Source organism: Roseateles terrae, from assembly GCF_014192155.1.
GTDB classification, from domain to species: domain Bacteria; phylum Pseudomonadota; class Gammaproteobacteria; order Burkholderiales; family Burkholderiaceae_C; genus Roseateles; species Roseateles terrae.
The window spans coordinates 1,370,331-1,387,042 of sequence record NZ_JACHXO010000001.1; the positions used below are offsets into that span (position 1 = coordinate 1,370,331).

Below are 16,712 nucleotides of genomic sequence, written 5' to 3' on the forward strand. Positions count from 1 at the left end.
ACTGCGCGTTCAGGCCGCTTCGTTCGGCACCAGCGGCAGGCGGATCGCGAAACAGCTGCCGCCGCCCTCCCGCCCTTCGCAGCGCACCGTGCCGCTGTGGGCCACGGCGATCTGCTTGACCAGGTTCAAGCCCAAGCCGACGCCACCCGACACTTCCGCATGCCCAGGCATCCGGTAGAAGGCTTCGAAGATCCGCTCCCGCTGGGACTCCGGCACGCCAGGCCCCCGATCGCAGACCTGCACCTCGACGTGCTGTGCCCCGGCCCGGCGCAACTTCACCTCAACCTGCGGCCCGCCATAACGCCGAGCGTTTTCCAGCAGGTTGCGCAGGGCGCGGCGCAGCAGTCGGTCATCCCCGCGCAGTTGCAACTGCTCCAGGCCCGATTCGGCCTCCACCTCGGCACCCGTCCGCGCGGCTTCTTCGGCCGCGATGCCGAGCAGGTCCACCGGCTCGATGCGCAGGCTCTGCGCGCCGCCTTCCAGCCGGCTGGCAAGCAGCACCTCTTCCACCAGCGCGTCGAGTTCTGCGATGTTGGTATTGATCTCCTGCTGGAGACGGAAGCGCTGCGGCGGCGAGGCCTCATCGAGCATCGCAAATGCCATCTTGAGGCGCGCGAGTGGCGAACGCAGCTCATGACTGGCATTGGCCAGCAGACTCTTGTGGGAGCTGACCAGTGTCTGAATTTTTTCGGCCGCGCGGTTGAAGCTGCCCGCCAGCGCCGCAATTTCATCCTTGCCGTGATCATGGACCCGCTGCGACAGATCGCCGCCGCCAAACTGCTCCATGCCGGACTTGAGGATTTCCAGGCGGCGCGTCAGCCGGCGAACCACCGGGTAAGCGCCCCCGGCGACCGCCAGAAACAGCACCACCAGCAAGCTCGCCAAGGCTTCGCCGCTGGGACGAGGGATCCAGCCCGGGAACCAGGACCCGGCATTCTCGGCCCGACGTTCCTGCTCCAGGCGCTCCATCATGCGCTGGCGGGTGGCTTCCACTTCGGCCAAGGCGTCGCGGCGATTGCGCGCGCCGGTTCGGGGTGCGGAGGCGGCGTCCGCCGTGGCGCCCGCGGTGTTTGTCGCAGCGCCGTCGGACTGGGCACCCGCGGCGGATCCCGCGCTGCTGACTGCAGGGAGGCCAGAGCTGTCACGGGCGACGTCGTTGCGGACCTCCCGCCCGTCCCGAGCCTCGCGTGGGTCACGTGGGTCGCGTCCATCACGACCGTCGCGTTCACGTCCATCGCGCCCATCAGGTCCATTGCGCGCATCACGTCCATCGCGATCCGCCCCCGCCTGCGCCGCACTCGGCCGCTGCTCCGGTTGGAACGGTCCAGGGCCGGGCAGCGGACCCGAGGTGCCGGGCGGCCGGGCGATTCTCAGAAACAGCAGGTGCCGGCCGTCGTCCAGGGGGATGCGCTGAATGCGTGAACCCGGCAGGTCTTCCCGCCGCTCGAACAGCGGCGACGCGCCAACCCGGCGGCCCCGGGCATCTTCCAGCGCCAGGGCCATGCGCAGCCGCTGGCCCCAGTCCTCGATGGCCTCGGCCTGCTCATGGGTGGGCGCGCTCGCGGGCGGCAAGGCGCGCTGCACCAGCACCGCCATGGCCACCAGCCGCTCGGAGGCGGCTTGTTCAAAGGTGCCGCGCTCCTGCTCGATCCGACCCTGGAAGAGCCAGGCCGAGCCCAGCGCGAAAGCGAGCAACACCACCACCACGGTGATGTAGATCCGCAGGTAAAGGGATTTCACTCCAGGCCTTCGGCGTCCTGCTTGCGTGCGAAGACATAACCGGCCCCACGGACGGTCAGCACCCGGCGCGGATTCTTGGCGTCATCCTCGATGACCGAGCGGATGCGCGAGATGTGCACATCGATCGACCGGTCAAAGGCTTCCAGCGGATGGCCCTTGAGCGCATCCATGATCTGGTCGCGGGACAGGACCCGGCCCGGGCTTTGCGCCAGCACCACCAGCAGGTCGAACTGATGGCTGGTGAGGTCGCAGACATTGCCGTCCAGGCGCACCTGGCGCGCGGCCAGGTCAATTTCCAGGCGACCGAAGCGCAGCACCTCGTCCCCCAGCGCCTGCGGCTCGGTGCGGCGCAGCAGCGCCTTCACACGGGCCTGCAGCTCGCGCGGTTCAAAGGGTTTGGCCAGGTAGTCGTCGGCGCCCAGTTCGAGGCCGAGGATGCGGTCCATCGGCTCGCCGCGTGCGGAGAGCATCAGCACCGGCAGACGGCGCCAGCGCTTGTCGCTGCGCAGCTGGCGGCAGAACTCGAGACCGTCGCCGTCCGGCAGCATCAGGTCCAGGACGAGAAGTTCGTACTGGCCCGCTTCCAGTTCGGACCGGCCCTGTGCCAGGGAACCGGCAAAGCTGACATCGAAGCCGGCGCTGCTCAGGTAGTCGCCCAGCATTGCCGTCAGACGCGCGTCGTCGTCGATCAACAGCAGTCGTGGATTCATGGGGCGTTGCGCCGCAGCCGCCTGGCGAGCCGCTTGCTCGGCCTGCAGTCGGGCTGCGGAATCATCAAAAGTCTGAAGCATAGCCGACTCCTTCACTCATTGACCCTGGGGCGGGGGCGGTGCATCCGGGGCGTTGCCGCCACGCGGACCGCCCTTGCCACCGTGCTGGCGCATGTGCTTCATCCGCTCTTCCATGCGCGCCTTGTGCTTCTTCATCAGCTCGCCGAGTTTGGCCCGCTGCTCGGCCGTCAGGACCTTGGCGGCATCGACCATCGCCTGCGTCATGCGCTTGGAGGCGGCGTCATGCTGAGCACTCATCTGCTGACGGAGCTGCTCCACGGCAGCCGCGTCCACCTGCGGCGCGCTCAGCAGCGCGGCCATCTGGTCATGCCACTGGCGGCCCTGGTCGTGCTGGGCCTTGAGGTCCTTGTGGGCCGCGTCGAAGATGTCGCGAATCTGCTTTTGCTGGGCGTCGGATGCGCCCACATCCTTCAGCAGACGGCCGCCGAGGAACATCGGGCCGCCTTCTCCAGGCATGCCGGGCATGCCGGGGCCGCCGGGCATGCGGGGACCGTGACCCATCGGGCCCTGGGGACCGGAGGCGGCTGCGGCCGGCGCATCCGGACGGGACTGGGCCTGAACGCCCAGGGCGGCGACGCCCAACACCGCGGCGACGCTCAGCACTTGAAGGGGACGGGAGAAACGTTTGAACATGAATGACATCTCCTGTTGGGATGACGTCATCGTCGGCGGCGCAGGTAAGGTGGCCATGGGGCCGCCGTAAAGAAAGGTGAAAACAGTCGAAGACTCTTGACGGTGGCTCCGGTCGGAGGCTTGGGCGGACAAACGGGTCGTGAATCGTGTCAGTCCGGACACAACCCGGGATCACGGAGTCGTCTGATTCGTCTGGTTCGTCTGGTTCGTCTGGTTCGTCTGGTTTGCCGGGTTCGCCGGGCTTGTCTGATTCGTCTGATTTGTCTCGTTCGCCGGGTTCGTTAGGCTCGTCGGGATCGGCGGGATTGCCCGGCGCACGTACACCCGCAGCGCCGTTTCATCGGCGCGATGCTGGCCGTCAATGCGGAGGGTCTGCCGCAGTTCGAAACAGCAGTCGGCGTCCAGCAGCCGGTCCAGCGCCTGCATCGACGGCTGGTCGCCCAGGTAGCCGGACTGGGCCACCACCACCGACACCCGTTCGCGAACCAGCAGACGCCGGATGTCGTCGTCATTCAGGCCGCGATCCTGGATGCCCAGCTGACGCATGATGGTCATGTCCACCAGCAGTTTGTCGGCGCGACGCACCGCAAGATCCGGGCGTTGCCCCCAGGCGCGCAGCGCGAAGATGAAGTTGCCATCCCGATGGGCGGAGATCATCACGCGGGAATTGGGTGCCGCCCATTGCGCAGCCAGCAGCGCCGCATCGCGATGGCCTGCCACGCGAGGCACGTCGGCCCATCGCTGGGTCGTCCACGCTTCCGCCCCCATGCCGGCGGCCATGAGCATCGCCAGCACCCTGGGCCACATCCGTCCCAATGCGCCGAGCCGTACCGCGGTCGGCTGACTCGCGATGGCCAGCAGTGCCGCGAGCATGGCGAAGGGCAGCACCGGCAGTGCAAAGCGGGGCTCCTTGTTGGAGACCAGACTGAAGAACAGCCACGCCAGCAGCGCCGTGGAGAGTGCCATCCAGAGTGCCAGCCTCCTCGCCCCTGGCCCCGCCATGGGGAGCAATTCGTTCCGGCCAGCGCTCCGCTGCATGGGGCGTTCAGCATGCTGCTCATTGAGCTGCCCATTGAACTGTTCATTGCGCTGTTCATTGCGCTGTTCATTGCGCTGCTGGTCGGGCTGCTTGTTGGGCTGCTTGTTGGGCTGCTTGTTGGTCTGCTCAAGGAGACGCTCATTGGGCCGCCCCAGGGGCCGATGAACGGGCCGGCGAAGCGTCCCTTGCGCGGGCTGTTGAAGGCTCTGTTCAATGGCCTGATCGGCGGGCAGTTCCACAGGATCGTCCGCGCCCCGACCCCTCGCCGCCCGAGCGCCTTGCTCGATCAGCAACAACAGGCCGAGCAGCAGCACTGCCGTGCCCACGAAGCCCAGTTGATCCGGCATCCGCGCCGCATACCAGCCCCAGTTGGCCCATGACCAGCGATCCGGCATGTCCGGCATCTTCCCCGCCAGACTGCCCATCACCTTGGCAAAGTACAGCGCCGCCGCCACCGAGGGCAGCGACAGCAATCCGTACAGTGCGGTCGCGCCGAGCCGCAATCGCCAGCGCTGCGCGCGCGCCACCGGATGCAGCCCCACGGCCGCCAGCCACAACGGCCAGACGAACAGGGTCTGGACCCGCGTCAGCATGGCGCATCCCAGCAGCAGCGCGGCCAGCCACAACCAGCGGTCCCGCGGCCAGGCCAGCCACTTCACCAGCGCCCAGACGCCCCAGAGCAGCAGCGCCACGGCGGGCACGTCCAATTGCACCTGTCGACCCCACAGCGCCATTTCCGGCACCACCACCAGCATGGCACCCGCCGCGCAAGCGCCCAGACGTCCCAGTACCGGACGTGTCCAGGCATAGCCCGCCATGGCGCACAGCGCCGCAAACCCTGACACCACGGCCTGGCAGGTGGCGTGACTGACGCCGAAGACACCGAGAAACGGGGCCGTCACCAGATACAGGAATGGCGGGTAAAAGCCGATGTTGATGCCGGGGTACTGGTCGTAATAGGCCTTCGCAAAACGAATGGGGTCCTTCCAGCCGCCTTGCGCGAAGACGTCATGAACGAACACGCTGTTCATTGCATGCCGGGAGGCGTCGAACCACCAGAAATCTCCGGCGACGGGACTGCTGAAAAAATACGCCACGCCGACGCACAGACCCAGGCAATAAGCCGGCCATTGCCGCTGGAATGCGAGCAGCACACCGAGCCCGTCAGGCACGCCGTGGCGGCTCTGCAGTGAGGCTGCCGCAGGCGACTGCATCACGGCGCTCTCCACAGGCCGCAGATGCTTTCCACCTGATAACGCGGCCGCTGTTTGCCCGACTCGAAGACCTTCGCCAGGTACTCGCCAATCACGCCCAGCCCGAGCAGCTGGATGCCCCCGAGGAAATACATCGGGATGACGGTCGACGCCCAGCCGGGCAAGGCGTCCTGGGTGAACACCCGCAAGGCGAGCGCCCACAGCGCCATGCTCAGGCTGACCAGCGACACGAGAACCCCAGCACCGGTGATCAACCGCAGCGGATACGGCGTGAAGGAGCTGATGCCTTGCCAGGCCAGTGACAGCATCTTGGTCAGCGGATATTTGGATTCCCCGGCAAACCGCTCGGCGCGATCGAATTCCACGGTGGCACTGCGATACCCCAGCAGCGGCACCAGGCCGCGCAGGAACAGATGCGGCTCCCGGTATCCGCGCAGCGCTTCCAGCGGACGCCGCCCCATCAGGCGATAGTCCGCATGGTTGAACACCAGCTTGACGCCCATGGCGGCCAGTACTTTGTAGTAGCCCTCGGCGGTGAAGCGCTTGAAGAAGGTGTCGGTGTCACGACGGCGGCGCACCGCATAGACCACTTCATGTCCGGCCCGGAAAGCGCGCACCATGTCGGCAATGATGTCGAGGTCGTCCTGCAGGTCAGCGTCCAGGCTGATCAGTGCATCGCCATGGATGCTCATCAGCCCGCACAGCAATGCATTTTGATGCCCGCGATTGCGGCTGAGCTTGATGCCGCAGAAGCGCGGCGAGTGGGCCGACAGTGATTCGATCAGCGCCCAGGTGCGGTCCCGGCTGCCGTCATCGACAAAGTAGATGGAGCTGGCCGGCGAGATGAGCTGCTCCGACTCCAGCGATTCCAGCAGTCGTTCCAGCCGACGGGCGGTTTCGGGCAACACCTCTTCTTCGTTGTAGCAAGGCAGTACGAAGTTGATGACCGGCAATCGCTCCCGAAAGTCCGGCGCGCCCAAGAAGTGTTGTCGTTCGATGAGTTCCACGATCCGCCCCCTGCGCAGTGAGGCCGCTCGATGAAGCGTCCTCTGCGAAGGCAGACTCTAGCGGGCGCTTGCCGCCCTTCCGTGACGGAGATGCCCTTCGAATTGGGGGGACGTCACCCTGGGGATTGCCCGGAGTCCGCCCCATGGGGGCGCATGGCCCACAGCGCATTGAGCAGGAAATTGAAAAACAGCACCAGAACGGTGACCACCGGTTGCGCCAGATACGGATGCAGACCCAGGTGCAGCAGCAAGGCCATGCCGCCGGCGTTGAGGAGCCAACCGAGGCTGGCCACTGCGGCGAAACGTGGCAGATGTCGGGCGTGATGGCCGCGCAGTCCGAAGGTGAAGCGCGCGTTCAGCAGGTAGTTTGCGAACGCGCCGACGATGAAGCCTGCGGCAGAGGCCGGCACCGCCGGCCATCCCGCCAGCCGGAGCAGCAGGAAGGCGGTGAGGTAGTGCACCGCCGTCGCCACACCCCCCACCAGCAGGAAGCGACCGAATCGGCCCAGCGAGACCGGTGCAGCTGCAGCCGGAGGTGCAGGGCGTGTGGCAGCACTGCCAGCCCCCGCGGCGACGGTAGCCGCCGGTGCCGAAGCTGTGGGCGTGGGAGAGCCGGCAGCCATGGGCGCGAGGTCAAGTGGGGTGGCGTGAAGCAGGGTCGCGTGACGGAGCCCGCTCAGGCGATGGGCTTGAAACGCACGCGCTTGGGACGCGCGCCCTCTTCACCCAGACGCTTCTTCTTGTCGGCCTCGTACTCGTGGAAGTTGCCGTCGAAGAAGAACCACTGCGAATCGCCTTCACACGCCAGGATGTGGGTGCAGATGCGGTCCAGGAACCAGCGGTCGTGGGAGATGACCATCGCCGAGCCACCGAACTCCAGCAGCGCCTCTTCCAGCGCGCGCAGGGTTTCGACGTCCAGGTCGTTGGACGGTTCGTCAAGCATCAGCACATTGCCGCCCTGGGCCAGGGTCTTGGCCAGGTGCAGACGGCCGCGTTCACCGCCGGACAGCTGACCCACCATCTTCTGCTGGTCATTGCCCTTGAAGTTGAAGCGGCCGATGTAGGCGCGCGACGGCATCACGAACTTGCCAACGATGATGTTGTCCAGACCGCCGGAGACGTCTTCCCACACCGTCTTGTTGGCGTCCAGGCTTTGACGGCTCTGGTCCACGAAGGCCAGCTTGGCGGTCTTGCCGATCTTGACCGTGCCTGCGTCCGGCTGCTCCACGCCCTGGATCATGCGGAACAGCGTCGACTTGCCGGCGCCGTTCGGGCCGATGATGCCGACGATGGCGCCCGGGGGCACCTTGAAGGACAGGTTGTCGATCAGGACGCGGTCGCCAAAGGATTTGGTGACGTTTTCGAACTCGATCACTTCATTGCCCAGACGCTCGGCGACGGGGATGAAGATTTCGTTGGTTTCGTTGCGCTTCTGGTATTCGACGTCGCTCAGTTCCTCGAAGCGGGCCAGACGCGCCTTGCTCTTGGCCTGACGGCCCTTGGCATTGGAGCGCACCCACTTCAGTTCTTCCTTCATCGCCTTGGCGCGGGCGTCTTCGGACTTCTGTTCCTGCTCCAGGCGGCGTTCCTTCTGGTCCAGCCAGTCGGAATAGTTGCCCTTCCAGGGAATGCCGTGGCCGCGGTCCAGTTCCAGGATCCATTCGGCGGCGTTGTCCAGGAAGTAGCGATCGTGGGTGATGGCCACCACGGTGCCGGGGAAACGCTGCAGGAACTGCTCCAGCCATTCGACGGATTCCGCGTCCAAGTGGTTGGTGGGTTCGTCGAGCAGCAGCATGTCGGGCTTGGACAGCAGCAGGCGACACAGGGCCACACGGCGCTTCTCGCCGCCGGACAGCACGCCGATGTTGGCGTCCCACGGGGGCAGGTTCAGCGCGTCAGCAGCCAGTTCCAGCTGCAGGTCGGTGTTTTCCGAGCCGGCGGCGGCAATGATGGCTTCCAGCTCGCCCTGTTCGGCGGCCAGGGCGTCGAAGTCGGCGTCCGGCTCCGCGTAGGCGGCGTAGACCTCATCCAGGCGCTTCTTGGCGGCCAGCACGCCGCCAATGCCTTCCTCGACGGCTTCCCGCACGGTCTGGTCCGGATTGAGCTTGGGCTCCTGCTCCAGATAACCGATCTTGATGCCGGGCATCGGCACGGCTTCGCCTTCGATTTCCTTGTCCACGCCAGCCATGATCTTCAGCAGGGTGGATTTGCCGGAGCCGTTCAGGCCCAGCACGCCAATCTTGGCGCCGGGGAAGAAGGACAGCGAGATGTCCTTCAGGATGTGACGTTTGGGAGGAACCGTCTTGTTGACGCGGTTCATCGAGAAGACGTATTGAGCCATGGCGGAAGGGTTCCGGAGTGGTTCTGAAAGAGAGTGGGCGGCGTCTGGAAGACACCGGTCCGGCGGGGCCTGGACCGCGTGGGCGTTCTTTCGGTGCTCTCTCGGGCATTCGATCGGACGCCCGCCCGATGTCCCCCATTGTCGCAGCTTCCGCGACTGCCCCTAAACTGGATCGCAAGACGAAACTTCAGCATCTGAAGCTGAAACGCTGACTTGTCCGGGTGAATGTCCCCGGACTCGGGTCAGGACGCGGGTCTCCGCCCCCTGCGGAGCGGGCCGCGGCCGCTTCGATGCTGCCTCTGGAGAAGCCATGAATCACCCCCTGTCCGCGCCTGCGGCCGCTGCACTGTTGCCTGTGTCCCGTCGCCTGTCTCCGTTATTGCGCCAATCCATGCCGCTTGCCCGGCCCTTGTCCCTGCCCCGCGTCGGGACATCGCCTTCGCCCCGTGCGGCGCTCGTGCGCATGGCGGCTGCAGTGAGCCTTGGCGCGGGGCTGGTCCTGGGCCTGGGTCTGGCCGCGCAGCCGGTGCAGGCGCAAACCCTGCGCTGGGCTGGCGCGGGCGACATGCAGACCGCCGATCCGCATTCCCAGAACGAGATCGTCACCAACGCGATGAACGGGCAGGTGTATGAGCGCCTGGTGGCGCGGGACCGGAACCTGAACCTCGTGCCCAGCCTGGCCACCGAATGGACGCAGCTCAAGCCGACGCTCTGGCGGGTCAAGCTTCGCCAGGGGGTCAAGTTCCAGGATGGCACCCCGTTCACCGCGGACGACGTGCTGTTCTCGGTGGCGCGTGCGAAGGACGTGAATTCCAACATCAGCGCTTACGCGCAGGCGGTCGGCACCCCTCGCAAGGTGGACGACTTCACGGTGGAGTTCCAGCTGGAGCAGGTCAATCCCATCTTCCTGCAGCATCTGGACCTGATCTTCATCATGAGCAAGCGCTGGAGCGAGCAGCACAAGGTCACCCGTCCCCAGAACTACAAGGACAAGGACGAGACCTACGCCGCCACCCACAGCAACGGCACTGGGCCCTACATGATGATGGAGCGCCAGCCGGGGGTACGCACCAGCTTCAAGCGCAATCCCAATTGGTGGGGCAAGTTTGAAGGCAACGTGCAGGAAGCGGTGTTCACACCGATCGCCAATGACTCGACGCGGCTGGCGGCCCTGGTCTCCGGCGAAGTGGACGTGGTGCTGGACCCGGCCCCGCGCGACCTCAACAAGCTGAAGCAGACCAGTGGCGTGAAGGTGCTGGAAGGACCGGAGAACCGACTCATCTTCATTGGCATGGATCAGGCGCGGGACAAGCTGCTCTACGGCAAGGTGCCGGGCGACAAGAATCCATTCAAGGATGCGCGTGTCCGTCAGGCGCTCTATCAGGCCATCGACATCAACGCCATCAAGCTCAAGCTGATGAACGGCCTGAGCATCCCCACGGGGGGCCTGACACCCTCCCCGCTCGGGGCCTACAACGATGCCCAGATCGAAGCGCGTCTGCCGTATGACGTGGCCGCAGCCAAGAAGCTGATGGCGGATGCGGGCTATGGCAATGGCTTCGAGGTGACGCTGGACTGCACCAACAACCGCTACGTCAACGACGACAAGATCTGCCTGGCACTGGCGTCCATGTGGGCGCAATTGAAGGTGAAGGTCAACGTCAATGCACAGCCGCGGACGCTGATGTTCCCGAAGCTCGAGAAAATGGACACCAGCCTCTACATGTTCGGCTGGGGTGGCGTGATCACCGATGCGGAGGTGGCCTTCACCCCGCTGCTGCGCAATCGCGGTGACAAGGGGGTGGGCTATTACAACTTCGGCAACTGGAAAGACGACAAGTTCGATGCGCTGGCAGCCAGCTCCAGTGTGGAGGCCGATCCGAAGAAGCGCGAGGAACTGGTGAAGTCAGCGCTGCGCGAATTCAAGGCGCAGAACCATGTGATTCCGCTGCATCGTCAGATGATCCCCTGGGCGTTCCGTCAGAACGTGACGGTGCAGCATCGGGCGGACAACTGGTTCGAGTTGCGCTGGGTGACGGTGGCCGGCAAATAATGCGGGCCGGCCCCCCTGACGCGCGCGGCGCGTCCGTTGGGCCGATCGGCCGTTTGGCCGTTTGGCCGTTTGGCCGTTTGGCCGCACGGCCGTTCGCTCATCGCGGGGTGGCGGCGGTGTCGGACGGCGACCCGCCGGGGCCGTCCGGGGCCTGCTGGACAGGCGTCAGGTTGTTCGCTGCCAGTCGCGGCGGCGCGGCCAGCGGCACCGGCACCGGCCGCACATCCAGGCGGACATCCAGCAAGGTGATGTCATCCGCATCCCCCTGACTGTTGAACCAGCCCTGGGTCCCTTCCCCCCGATAGAGGCGGAACACAAACGCAGTGCGGTCCCGCGGCTCGGTCGCGCCGGGGCGGACTCGCGCCGCCATCGCGCGGACTTCACCCGACGGCGCGGTCATCAATTCGGCCATGGCCTGCACGATGCGGTTGTCGCCCAGGATGTCCGTCTGGAAGGTGCTGACCGGGCTGGTCACCGCATGGGACGCGCGGATGATGCGGGCTTCCGGCAGCGGCGTCTTGCGCTTCTCCGGGGTCACCTGACCGCTGCGCAGATCGTAGTGGTCGCCGTTGTCCAGGTAGCTCAATCGCGCGTCCTGCACATTGAACATCGTCAGTGAGGGATCGGTGCGGGCGCTGCGCAGATCCACCAGCAGCGCGCCACGGGCGCCGATGATGTCCACTGACGGTCCGCGGATGACGGCGGCACTGTTCTCTTCGATGCCCAGACCCAGGCGGTAGCCCTGCGCCATCATCAGGGGCAGCATGCGGCCGATCCGACCACGCTTGAGGAAATGCTGGTCCACAAACAAGCGGTCGGTCACGAAGCCGAGGCCGCGGTCGATTTCATGGCCATCGCGCATCTGGCCGCGCATCACGCCCATCACGTCCAGCGCGTCGCGGAACATCGTGCGACTCATGATGGCGGCGCCGGCGCTCGTGCCAGCCACCACGCCACCCCGGCGGTAGACGTCCCAAATGGCGTCCAGCATGGCGGTGTTCTTGCCGCCCGGCTGGAAGGTGTCCACGATCAGGCCTTGCGCGCCGCCGGAAAAGAACACGGCGTTGGCGCCGCGGATCTTCGCGATCAAGGCGGGGTCGTTCAAATTCTTCTGCAGATCGGCGCCTTCCAGCCGCGGCGCCACCGGGATGTGCTCCGCGGACGCACCGTGCTTCTGCAGGACCTGCACGATGGCATTGGCCGATTGCTCGGGTGCGGCGGAAGCGGTGGCCAGCACCGCCACCCGCGCTTTCCCCGCGCCGCCCGCTTCATCGACGATGCGTTGCCACACCTCATCGTTATCGAAGCGAAGGTTCCCGCCGATCACCACGGCGGTTTGCGCCTGGGCAAGGTGCCAGCCACACACGGCCAGCAGCAGCACAGGCGTACGAAGGAGTCGGCTCAGCATCTGCATGTCGTGATAGTGCCGCGATTGCCAGTTGCAATCCAGCAGCTCCACCCAGGTTGGGGAGGGAGAAATGTCGAATTAGGGGGAAACGATGAGCGTCAAAGGACGGTCGTGGGGCGGTCGTGGGACGCTCACGGCGGCGGTATGTGCGAGGAGCAACATATTGCGTACGGTTGCCGGGCGTGACGGCGCTGAGAGCGGCGTCGCGCGGTGGCGGCGTCAGGCATGCGATCTGCCGAAAAGGGGGCAAGAACAGCGAGGCGGTCTCGTTGTGATGACCGGAGAAACCCATGTCCGACGAAGCAAGCTTTGGCGCCCCTCCTCAAGGCGGAGCGGCCACGTCGCCCACCGGCGCGATCAATGTCGGGGATGAGCAGGAAGTGCAGACCTGGGCACGCAAGCTCAATGTCACCGAGATGCAGATCCGGGATGCGGTGAAGGCCGTGGGGGCGCGTCCGACCGATGTGGAGGAGCACCTGAAGGGGTCGCGTGCCACCACGAATGCGGAGCAGACGCGCGCCGCCGGGGCTCGCTGAATCGCCGCTTCGCCGGGGCGGACCCAGGGCTTGGCGGAACTCAGGCAGCGCTGTGGAAGCTCGTCCCGCCGGCGCTGTCAGAGCCCGGTTTCAGGCTGACGCTGCGGCAGTCGGATATCGATCAACTGCCAGGACGCGAAGCCTCGCTGCTCCAGCACCAATCCCATCTTTTTGTGGTCAGGCTCATCGCCGCGCCGCGCATAGAAGATGACGGTGTTGAGGCCTTTGCGTTCGGTCCACCATTCGACCTGTCGGTGGGGATCGGCGCTGGCCCTGCCCTGCTGACCTTCGGCCCCCTCGCCGCGGTCTGAGGTCGGCTCTGCAGGACGCTTCTTCGGCAGCAGCTGACCTTCCTGCATGGCCCGCATGACCACTTCCGGCCGGACCAGCGCGCTCACCGCGCCGGCCGCCATGGCCTGGCCGAGCGCGCGGCCGAAGCCGCCGCCGGAGCGTTCGTCACCGGCTCCATGGGCGGGCACTTCCGCGCTGCCGCCGAAGGCGACCATGATCTGGCCGGTCAGGTTCTCTCGCAACTTCGGGTAGTCGACGTACGCGTTGAAGCGATCCGCCTGGCCTTCCCGGGCCGCCTCGCGCATCTGGTGCATCGTCCAGTAAGGCGATGCAAACCAAAGCCCGCCCACCGCCACGATGACCGCTGCCGTGGTCCCTTTGATCCAACGAGTGCTCATGGCGTGGTCAGTCTGAAGCGGGTTCAGAGATTTCAATCAGATTGAGGTCGGGGTCCCTCAGGTAAACCGAGCGGATCTTCCCCGTGGCGCCAGTGCGCATCACGGGACCTTCCACGATGGGGACGCCCATCGTCTGCAGGCGCGTGATCACATGGTCCAGAGGGACCGACGCCATGAAGCACAGGTCCAGCGCGCCCGGCACCGGCGTATGCGCCTTGGGCTCGAACTCGTGGCCCTTCAGATGCAGATTGATTTTCTGATGGCCGAATTTGAAGGCCCGACGCTCCACCGGGGGCGTGCCGCCGATGAAACTTTCCAGTTGCATGCCCAGCACGTCGGTGTAGAAGCGGATGCACTCGGCTTCATGGCTGGTGGTGAGCACCAGATGGTCAAGATGGTCGATCATGGTCGAGGGATGGTCTGGACGCATGGACTGTATGCCAACGCGATGTCAGTGGCCGGGGCCAACTTGATGCCATATGTTGCCGTGTGATGCCTCATCGGGCGCCTCGCTGGCCGGGCATCAACGCTTGGTCTTGCCCCGCCCTCGCCGCAACCGATACGCCGCCAGCGGCAGCACCAAGGCCAGCAATATGCCGATGACGACGCGCACATCCGACTGCTGCTTGTTTGGCAGATCGGTGAGCCAGCCCATGAGCTGCTTCGCCCCGCTGTTGATCAGCCAGATAAACAGCAGCGCCGCCACGGCCGCCAGCAGCAGCCCAATGGCCCGTTGCTGGCCCGTCGGTTTCATATTCATGTGAGATGCGCCCTCAGCCACGCCGGCAACTCCACCGACTTTTGGAGGGCCGCATCCTGCCACACGGTGGTGGCGCCGCCGGCGGCACAGAGGACGCCCGGCTCGTCCACTCGCTCCAGCGTGATCCAGGTATCAAAACTGGACCGCCCCGGCGACGACACGTAATGCCGGGCCAGCAACTCCCCGGGATAGGTCACCTGGCGATAGAAATTGCAGAAGGCATTGACGATCACCGGCCCCTGCCCGTCCGGGCTGGGTGCGCCGCCCAAACTCTCCAGCCATTCCACACGCGCCATTTCCAGGTAGCGGAAATACACCGTGTTGTTGACGTGCCCCATCGCATCCATGTCGCCCCAGCGGATCTGGATGTGCATCTCGTGCACCAGCTTTTTCTCCTCGGGGACCTCCAATCTCATGGCGTCATGCCCAGCTCAGCCTGAAGACGCGCCACAGCCGCCTTGAGCTGGTCCACATCCGCACGCAGGGCTGCAATTTCTTCATCCCGCGGGTCGGGCCCGGAGGGTGTTGAAGCGGCGCCATACGCAGTGCCCGGTCCGGCGGGCCCGCTGGCGCCCGCCGGTATCTCCGGCTCCCCGCTCAGCAGATGCGCCCAGCGCTGTTCCCGCGCGCCCGGGGCCCGCGGCAGTTTGCGCGCCATCGGCGGCTCACGCGCGGCCAGCTCCTCCAGGAAGCCCTCCACCGAGGACACATCGGCAAACTTGTGAATGCGCTCGGCATTGAGCCGCAGCTCCGCCGCCGTTTGCGGACCGCGCAGCATCAGCACCGTCAGCAGTGCCTCGGCCTGCCCGGGCACGCCCAGCACCCGCTTCATGTTGTGCTCGAAACGCACCACGCGGCTGCCACTCACGGTGTTGACCAGGCTCATCGCCTTCAGTTCGTCCAGCGCGGACGCCACATCGGCTTCCGACGCATTCATCACCGGGTCCCGCGCCGTCTTTTGATTCACGCCGAGGGTAAGGCTGTTCAGCGACATCGGATAGCTGTCCGGCACGGTGAACGCCTTTTCCACCAGCACGGCCAGCACGCGCGCTTCCAGCGCGCTCAATTCACGCAGCGCCATGCTCAGACACCGAATCCGTCGTCGGCCTGGATCACCGCGCCGTTGATGAACCGGCTCTCCTTGGCGCACAGCATCAGCAAGGTGGTATCCAGATCCTGCGGCTGGCCCACCCGCTTGCGAGGCAGCAGGTCCACCAGCTTGCGGCCCTGGTCGGTCTGCCAGTGGTGATGGTTGATTTCGGTATCGATATACCCGGGGCAGATGGCATTGACGTTGATGTCGTATTTGCCCCATTCCAGCGCCATGGCCCGGGTCATGTGGATGACCGCTGCCTTGCTCATGGAATAGACGCCGATCTGGGACAACACCCGCAGACCCGCCATCGAGGCAATGTTGACGATGCGACCGCCGGTGTAGGTGCCGGGGGCGGCGCCGCGGGCCCGGGCCAGCATGCGCTTGCCAACTTCCTGCGCCACGAAGAAGGCGCCACGGACGTTGGTGTCCATGACGAAGTCGTAGTCGTCCGGCGTCACGTCGGTCAGCCGCTGGGTGGTGCTGACGCCGGAGTTGTTGATCAGGATGTCCAGCGTGCCGACTTCCGTCTCCGCGCGCGCGACCGCGGCGGCGATGCTGTCCATGTCGGTCACGTCCATGCTCACCACATGCGCGTCTCCACCGCCAGCTTCAATTTCGGCGCGCAGCGCCTTGAGCCGCTCCACACGCCGGGCGGCCAGGACCACACAGGCGCCCGCCTTCGCCAAGGTCTTCGCGAACTGCGCGCCCAAGCCGCTGGACGCGCCGGTAACCAGGGCCACGCGGCCCTCCAGATCAATGCTGTAGCTCATGACAAGGTCTCTCGTTGGTGACTGCTCGGTGACCCAAAAAGTGCAGGGTTCACGATAGCACGCGTGCCGGACGGTTCACGTCACCGATGCGTCGGACCTTGCCCGGCGTCAGTCCCGGACCTTGTTGACCTCAATCGGCCAGAACCGTTTCGATCTCCGTCGTCACTTGCGTCATGAGCTTGTGGATGGGGCACTTGGCCGCCACCTGCAGCAGGCGCTCACGGTCTTCCGGCGTCAGCGGACCCACCAGCGTGACGGTAGCCTTGAGCTTGTAGATGCCCTGCTGCTCCTGGGACCCATCCCGGTCCACCTGCACCAGCACGTCTTCCACTGGCAACCCCTTGCGATTGGCATACCAAAGCACGGTCAACGCCTTGCAGGTGCCGAGGGCGGCGTCGTAGAGTTCGTGCGGATCCGGACCGGCATCTTCGCCCCCGCCGGAGACCGGCTGGTCGGCGGTGAATTGATGCTGACGGATGCGCACGGTCTGGCGCATCGGGCCGGTCTTGTCGCGCTGAATCTGGATGGTCATCGGGAACTCCCCTGCGGGTGTGAAGTCGAACAGTGGGGTCCGATCCTACGGCGGCCCTGCCCTCCCCGCATCCGCCGACCGGGAGAGCCACCTGCCGGAGGCC

The 16,712-nt window shown here is 65.8% G+C and carries 17 protein-coding genes; 2 read left to right on the forward strand and 15 right to left on the reverse strand.

The features are described from left to right. Nucleotides 1-9 precede the first annotated feature (9 nt). The 7 genes from FHS28_RS24050 to ettA form a co-directional block, all read right to left on the reverse strand. Complete coding sequence (locus FHS28_RS24050) at nt 10-1,740, reverse strand: sensor histidine kinase (protein ID WP_310736738.1); 1,731 nt, start codon at nt 1,738-1,740, stop codon at nt 10-12. Further along, a complete protein-coding gene (locus FHS28_RS05725; protein ID WP_088449673.1) occupies nt 1,737-2,450 on the reverse strand; it encodes a response regulator in 714 nt (237 codons plus the stop codon). The genes FHS28_RS24050 and FHS28_RS05725 overlap by 4 nt, the downstream gene beginning before the upstream one ends. A gap of 96 nt (nt 2,451-2,546) precedes the next feature. Further along, entirely contained in the window at nt 2,547-3,164 is a 618-nt protein-coding gene (locus FHS28_RS05730) for a Spy/CpxP family protein refolding chaperone (protein WP_184294205.1), read from the reverse strand. A gap of 171 nt (nt 3,165-3,335) precedes the next feature. Then, on the reverse strand, nt 3,336-5,417 hold the full coding sequence (locus FHS28_RS05735; RefSeq protein WP_184294208.1) for a glycosyltransferase family 39 protein: 2,082 nt from the start codon (nt 5,415-5,417) through the stop codon (nt 3,336-3,338). After that, complete coding sequence (locus FHS28_RS05740) at nt 5,417-6,424, reverse strand: glycosyltransferase family 2 protein (protein WP_310736739.1); 1,008 nt, start codon at nt 6,422-6,424, stop codon at nt 5,417-5,419. Before FHS28_RS05740 ends, FHS28_RS05735 begins: the two co-directional genes overlap by 1 nt. 113 nt (nt 6,425-6,537) lie before the next feature. Then, nucleotides 6,538-7,047, reverse strand: a complete 510-nt coding sequence (locus tag FHS28_RS05745; RefSeq protein WP_088448678.1) for a GtrA family protein — start codon at nt 7,045-7,047, stop codon at nt 6,538-6,540. Between the two features lie 53 nt (nt 7,048-7,100). After that, nucleotides 7,101-8,765 (reverse strand): energy-dependent translational throttle protein EttA, encoded by a 1,665-nt coding sequence (gene ettA / locus FHS28_RS05750; protein WP_088448677.1) that lies wholly within the window; start codon nt 8,763-8,765, stop codon nt 7,101-7,103. Between the two features lie 310 nt (nt 8,766-9,075). On the opposite strand from ettA, the gene FHS28_RS05755 reads away from it, so the two are divergent. Then, nucleotides 9,076-10,818: an ABC transporter substrate-binding protein gene (locus tag FHS28_RS05755; protein WP_246409511.1), complete on the forward strand. Its 1,743-nt coding sequence runs from the start codon at nt 9,076-9,078 to the stop codon at nt 10,816-10,818. Between the two features lie 97 nt (nt 10,819-10,915). Here FHS28_RS05755 and FHS28_RS05760 read toward each other — a convergent pair whose 3' ends face one another. Next, a complete protein-coding gene (locus tag FHS28_RS05760) occupies nt 10,916-12,226 on the reverse strand; it encodes a cyanophycinase (RefSeq protein WP_184294210.1) in 1,311 nt (436 codons plus the stop codon). Nucleotides 12,227-12,516: 290 nt separating this feature from the next. Between FHS28_RS05760 and FHS28_RS05765 the strand changes: the two genes are divergently transcribed. Next, nucleotides 12,517-12,762, forward strand: coding sequence for a DUF3606 domain-containing protein (locus FHS28_RS05765; RefSeq protein ID WP_088448674.1), 246 nt, complete (start codon nt 12,517-12,519; stop codon nt 12,760-12,762). A 77-nt stretch (nt 12,763-12,839) separates the two neighbouring features. Here FHS28_RS05765 and FHS28_RS05770 read toward each other — a convergent pair whose 3' ends face one another. From FHS28_RS05770 to FHS28_RS05800, 7 genes are all read right to left on the reverse strand, one after another. Then, on the reverse strand, nt 12,840-13,451 hold the full coding sequence (locus FHS28_RS05770; protein ID WP_088448673.1) for a DUF2939 domain-containing protein: 612 nt from the start codon (nt 13,449-13,451) through the stop codon (nt 12,840-12,842). Nucleotides 13,452-13,458: 7 nt separating this feature from the next. Continuing rightward, entirely contained in the window at nt 13,459-13,857 is a 399-nt protein-coding gene (locus FHS28_RS05775; RefSeq protein WP_088448672.1) for a VOC family protein, read from the reverse strand. 117 nt (nt 13,858-13,974) lie between these two features. Then, entirely contained in the window at nt 13,975-14,211 is a 237-nt protein-coding gene (locus FHS28_RS05780; RefSeq protein WP_184294213.1) for a hypothetical protein, read from the reverse strand. Next, entirely contained in the window at nt 14,208-14,627 is a 420-nt protein-coding gene (locus tag FHS28_RS05785; RefSeq protein ID WP_088448670.1) for an acyl-CoA thioesterase, read from the reverse strand. The genes FHS28_RS05780 and FHS28_RS05785 overlap by 4 nt, the downstream gene beginning before the upstream one ends. After that, a complete protein-coding gene (locus FHS28_RS05790; protein ID WP_184294216.1) occupies nt 14,624-15,292 on the reverse strand; it encodes a YceH family protein in 669 nt (222 codons plus the stop codon). Before FHS28_RS05790 ends, FHS28_RS05785 begins: the two co-directional genes overlap by 4 nt. A 2-nt stretch (nt 15,293-15,294) precedes the next feature. After that, complete coding sequence (locus FHS28_RS05795; protein WP_088448669.1) at nt 15,295-16,077, reverse strand: SDR family oxidoreductase; 783 nt, start codon at nt 16,075-16,077, stop codon at nt 15,295-15,297. A gap of 130 nt (nt 16,078-16,207) precedes the next feature. Next, nucleotides 16,208-16,609, reverse strand: a complete 402-nt coding sequence (locus FHS28_RS05800; protein ID WP_088448668.1) for an OsmC family protein — start codon at nt 16,607-16,609, stop codon at nt 16,208-16,210. Nucleotides 16,610-16,712 lie beyond the last annotated feature (103 nt).